2 tRNA genes and 3 rRNA genes are annotated in these 5,635 nt (G+C 51.6%); all 5 read left to right on the top strand.

Annotated features, from left to right (window positions below):
• Nucleotides 1-422: 422 nt before the first annotated feature.
• The 5 genes from H3221_RS25455 (at nt 423) to rrf (ending at nt 5,624) form a co-directional block, all read left to right on the top strand.
• Nucleotides 423-1,959 (top strand): 16S ribosomal RNA (locus tag H3221_RS25455).
• An 85-nt stretch (nt 1,960-2,044) separates the two neighbouring features.
• A tRNA-Ile gene (locus H3221_RS25450) sits at nt 2,045-2,121 on the top strand.
• 22 nt (nt 2,122-2,143) lie between these two features.
• Nucleotides 2,144-2,219 (top strand) — tRNA-Ala (locus tag H3221_RS25445).
• Nucleotides 2,220-2,477: 258 nt separating this feature from the next.
• Nucleotides 2,478-5,370 (top strand): 23S ribosomal RNA (locus tag H3221_RS25440).
• Between the two features lie 138 nt (nt 5,371-5,508).
• Nucleotides 5,509-5,624: ribosomal RNA gene (rrf, locus tag H3221_RS25435) — 5S ribosomal RNA — on the top strand.
• The 16S, 23S and 5S rRNA genes sit together here with 2 tRNA genes alongside, the layout of an rRNA operon.
• Nucleotides 5,625-5,635 lie beyond the last annotated feature (11 nt).

Below are 5,635 nucleotides of genomic sequence, written 5' to 3'. Positions count from 1 at the left end.
GGTGGTGGTTTGATCCTGTTGATGCTTCGGTCGAATGGATCGAAAGCGGTTTGAAAGAGGTGGTTGACAGCGGTTTTGAACGCTGTAGAATGCGCCTCCCGCTGGAGAGAAGAAGTTCTGATTGAAGGCGCAAGTGGTTGAGTAGAAAGAAGTTTCTCCGGAAACAAATTTGAAAAACAGCTTGACAGATAGAGAGGCTGCTGTAGAATGCGCGCCTCGGTTGAGACGAAAGGCTTAACCAACTGTTCTTTAACAACTGAATCAAGCAATTCGTGTGGGTGCTTGTGAGGTAAGACTGATAGTCAACTGATTATCAGCATCACAAAGCAACACTCGTTAATTCGAGAGTTACCTTTCATTAATTTGAAAGTTTTGCGATTGCTGAGCCAAGTTTAGGGTTTTCTCAAAACCCAAGCAGTATTGAACTGAAGAGTTTGATCATGGCTCAGATTGAACGCTGGCGGCAGGCCTAACACATGCAAGTCGAGCGGATGAGAGGAGCTTGCTCCTTGATTTAGCGGCGGACGGGTGAGTAATGCCTAGGAATCTGCCTGGTAGTGGGGGATAACGTCCGGAAACGGGCGCTAATACCGCATACGTCCTACGGGAGAAAGCAGGGGACCTTCGGGCCTTGCGCTATCAGATGAGCCTAGGTCGGATTAGCTAGTTGGTGAGGTAATGGCTCACCAAGGCGACGATCCGTAACTGGTCTGAGAGGATGATCAGTCACACTGGAACTGAGACACGGTCCAGACTCCTACGGGAGGCAGCAGTGGGGAATATTGGACAATGGGCGAAAGCCTGATCCAGCCATGCCGCGTGTGTGAAGAAGGTCTTCGGATTGTAAAGCACTTTAAGTTGGGAGGAAGGGCATTAACCTAATACGTTAGTGTTTTGACGTTACCGACAGAATAAGCACCGGCTAACTTCGTGCCAGCAGCCGCGGTAATACGAAGGGTGCAAGCGTTAATCGGAATTACTGGGCGTAAAGCGCGCGTAGGTGGTTCGTTAAGTTGGATGTGAAAGCCCCGGGCTCAACCTGGGAACTGCATCCAAAACTGGCGAGCTAGAGTACGGTAGAGGGTGGTGGAATTTCCTGTGTAGCGGTGAAATGCGTAGATATAGGAAGGAACACCAGTGGCGAAGGCGACCACCTGGACTGATACTGACACTGAGGTGCGAAAGCGTGGGGAGCAAACAGGATTAGATACCCTGGTAGTCCACGCCGTAAACGATGTCAACTAGCCGTTGGGTTCCTTGAGAACTTAGTGGCGCAGCTAACGCATTAAGTTGACCGCCTGGGGAGTACGGCCGCAAGGTTAAAACTCAAATGAATTGACGGGGGCCCGCACAAGCGGTGGAGCATGTGGTTTAATTCGAAGCAACGCGAAGAACCTTACCTGGCCTTGACATGCTGAGAACTTTCCAGAGATGGATTGGTGCCTTCGGGAACTCAGACACAGGTGCTGCATGGCTGTCGTCAGCTCGTGTCGTGAGATGTTGGGTTAAGTCCCGTAACGAGCGCAACCCTTGTCCTTAGTTACCAGCACGTTATGGTGGGCACTCTAAGGAGACTGCCGGTGACAAACCGGAGGAAGGTGGGGATGACGTCAAGTCATCATGGCCCTTACGGCCAGGGCTACACACGTGCTACAATGGTCGGTACAAAGGGTTGCCAAGCCGCGAGGTGGAGCTAATCCCATAAAACCGATCGTAGTCCGGATCGCAGTCTGCAACTCGACTGCGTGAAGTCGGAATCGCTAGTAATCGTGAATCAGAATGTCACGGTGAATACGTTCCCGGGCCTTGTACACACCGCCCGTCACACCATGGGAGTGGGTTGCTCCAGAAGTAGCTAGTCTAACCTTCGGGGGGACGGTTACCACGGAGTGATTCATGACTGGGGTGAAGTCGTAACAAGGTAGCCGTAGGGGAACCTGCGGCTGGATCACCTCCTTAATCGAAGACATCAGCTTCTTCATGAGTATCCACACGAATTGCTTGATTCATAGTCGAAGACGATGCTGTAACGCGACCCTGTTATAGGTCTGTAGCTCAGTTGGTTAGAGCGCACCCCTGATAAGGGTGAGGTCGGCAGTTCAAATCTGCCCAGACCTACCAATTGCTTGGTGCAGAAGAATACGGGGCCATAGCTCAGCTGGGAGAGCGCCTGCCTTGCACGCAGGAGGTCAGCGGTTCGATCCCGCTTGGCTCCACCACTCTCTTGTGTTGCGGTGAGTGTTAAAGAGTTCAGAAATGAGCGCTTCAGGGTAAGCCTGTTGAGTGCTGATTTCTGGTCTTTTGACCGGTACGAATATCGTTCTTTAAAAATTTGGATATGTGATAGAAGTGACTGATTAATTGCTTTCACTGGCAATTGATCTGGTCAAGGTAAAATTTGTAGTTCTCAAGACGCAAATTTTCGGCGAATGTCGTCTTCACGATTGAGACAGTAACCAGATTGCTTGGGGTTATATGGTCAAGTGAAGAAGCGCATACGGTGGATGCCTTGGCAGTCAGAGGCGATGAAAGACGTGGTAGCCTGCGAAAAGCTTTGGGGAGTCGGCAAACAGACTGTGATCCAGAGATCTCTGAATGGGGGAACCCACCCGGCATAAGCCGGGTATCTTGTACTGAATCCATAGGTGCAAGAGGCGAACCAGGGGAACTGAAACATCTAAGTACCCTGAGGAAAAGAAATCAACCGAGATTCCCTAAGTAGTGGCGAGCGAACGGGGACTAGCCCTTAAGTTGATTTGAGTGTAGTGGAAGGCTCTGGAAAGTGCCGCCGTAGTGGGTGATAGCCCCGTACACGAAACGCTCTTATCAATGAAATCGAGTAGGACGGGGCACGAGAAACCTTGTCTGAACATGGGGGGACCATCCTCCAAGGCTAAATACTACTGACTGACCGATAGTGAACCAGTACCGTGAGGGAAAGGCGAAAAGAACCCCGGAGAGGGGAGTGAAATAGAACCTGAAACCGTATGCGTACAAGCAGTGGGAGCCTACTTTGTTGGGTGACTGCGTACCTTTTGTATAATGGGTCAGCGACTTATATTCAGTGGCGAGCTTAACCGAATAGGGGAGGCGTAGCGAAAGCGAGTCTTAATAGGGCGCTTTAGTCGCTGGGTATAGACCCGAAACCGGGCGATCTATCCATGGGCAGGTTGAAGGTTAGGTAACACTGACTGGAGGACCGAACCGACTACCGTTGAAAAGTTAGCGGATGACCTGTGGATCGGAGTGAAAGGCTAATCAAGCTCGGAGATAGCTGGTTCTCCTCGAAAGCTATTTAGGTAGCGCCTCGTGTATCACTGCTGGGGGTAGAGCACTGTTTCGGCTAGGGGGTCATCCCGACTTACCAAACCGATGCAAACTCCGAATACCAGCAAGTGTCAGCACGGGAGACACACGGCGGGTGCTAACGTCCGTCGTGAAAAGGGAAACAACCCAGACCGTCAGCTAAGGTCCCAAAGTTATGGTTAAGTGGGAAACGATGTGGGAAGGCTTAGACAGCTAGGAGGTTGGCTTAGAAGCAGCCATCCTTTAAAGAAAGCGTAATAGCTCACTAGTCGAGTCGGCCTGCGCGGAAGATGTAACGGGGCTCAAACCATACACCGAAGCTACGGGTTCATCCTTTGGATGAGCGGTAGAGGAGCGTTCTGTAAGCCTGTGAAGGTGAGTTGAGAAGCTTGCTGGAGGTATCAGAAGTGCGAATGCTGACATGAGTAACGACAATGCGAGTGAAAAACTCGCACGCCGAAAGACCAAGGTTTCCTGCGCAACGTTAATCGACGCAGGGTTAGTCGGCCCCTAAGGCGAGGCAGAAATGCGTAGTCGATGGGAAACGGGTTAATATTCCCGTACTTCTAGTTACTGCGATGGAGGGACGGAGAAGGCTAGGCCAGCACGGCGTTGGTTGTCCGTGTTTAAGGTGGTAGGCTGAGATCTTAGGTAAATCCGGGATCTTAAGGCCGAGAGCTGATGACGAGCGTTCTTTTAGAATGCGAAGTGGTTGATGCCATGCTTCCAGGAAAAGCTTCTAAGCTTCAGGTAACTAGGAACCGTACCCCAAACCGACACAGGTGGTTAGGTAGAGAATACCAAGGCGCTTGAGAGAACTCGGGTGAAGGAACTAGGCAAAATGGCACCGTAACTTCGGGAGAAGGTGCGCCGGTGAGGGTGAAGTATTTACTACGTAAGCCCATGCCGGTCGAAGATACCAGGCCGCTGCGACTGTTTATTAAAAACACAGCACTCTGCAAACACGAAAGTGGACGTATAGGGTGTGACGCCTGCCCGGTGCCGGAAGGTTAATTGATGGGGTTAGCGCAAGCGAAGCTCTTGATCGAAGCCCCGGTAAACGGCGGCCGTAACTATAACGGTCCTAAGGTAGCGAAATTCCTTGTCGGGTAAGTTCCGACCTGCACGAATGGCGTAACGATGGCGGCGCTGTCTCCACCCGAGACTCAGTGAAATTGAAATCGCTGTGAAGATGCAGTGTATCCGCGGCTAGACGGAAAGACCCCGTGAACCTTTACTATAGCTTTGCACTGGACTTTGAGCTTGCTTGTGTAGGATAGGTGGGAGGCTTTGAAGTGGGGACGCCAGTTCTCATGGAGCCATCCTTGAAATACCACCCTGGCAACCTTGAGGTTCTAACTCTGGTCCGTTATCCGGATCGAGGACAGTGTATGGTGGGTAGTTTGACTGGGGCGGTCTCCTCCCAAAGAGTAACGGAGGAGTACGAAGGTGCGCTCAGACCGGTCGGAAATCGGTCGTAGAGTATAAAGGCAAAAGCGCGCTTGACTGCGAGACAGACACGTCGAGCAGGTACGAAAGTAGGTCTTAGTGATCCGGTGGTTCTGTATGGAAGGGCCATCGCTCAACGGATAAAAGGTACTCCGGGGATAACAGGCTGATACCGCCCAAGAGTTCATATCGACGGCGGTGTTTGGCACCTCGATGTCGGCTCATCACATCCTGGGGCTGAAGCCGGTCCCAAGGGTATGGCTGTTCGCCATTTAAAGTGGTACGCGAGCTGGGTTTAGAACGTCGTGAGACAGTTCGGTCCCTATCTGCCGTGGACGTTTGAGATTTGAGAGGGGCTGACCTTAGTACGAGAGGACCGGGTTGGACGAACCTCTGGTGTTCCGGTTGTCACGCCAGTGGCATTGCCGGGTAGCTATGTTCGGAAAAGATAACCGCTGAAAGCATCTAAGCGGGAAACTTGCCTCAAGATGAGATCTCACTGGAGCCTTGAGCTCCCTGAAGGGCCGTCGAAGACTACGACGTTGATAGGTGGGGTGTGTAAGCGCTGTGAGGCGTTGAGCTAACCCATACTAATTGCCCGTGAGGCTTGACCATATAACACCCAAACAATCTGCCCTCAAGCAGAGGGTGTCGATGGTGAAGTCGACAGAAAGCCGAAAATTTGCAAGAACTACAAAGTATCTATCACGTATCCAAGGGATAGCGCCTAACCGCGAGATCCCAACCGAATTGCTTGACGACCATAGAGCGTTGGAACCACCTGATCCCATCCCGAACTCAGTAGTGAAACGACGCATCGCCGATGGTAGTGTGGTGCTTCACCATGTGAGAGTAGGTCATCGTCAAGCTCCTATACGAA

The organism is Pseudomonas chaetocerotis, assembly GCF_015712105.2.
GTDB lineage: Bacteria > Pseudomonadota > Gammaproteobacteria > Pseudomonadales > Pseudomonadaceae > Aquipseudomonas > Aquipseudomonas chaetocerotis.
This window is presented reverse-complemented; position numbering and strand designations above follow the sequence as displayed.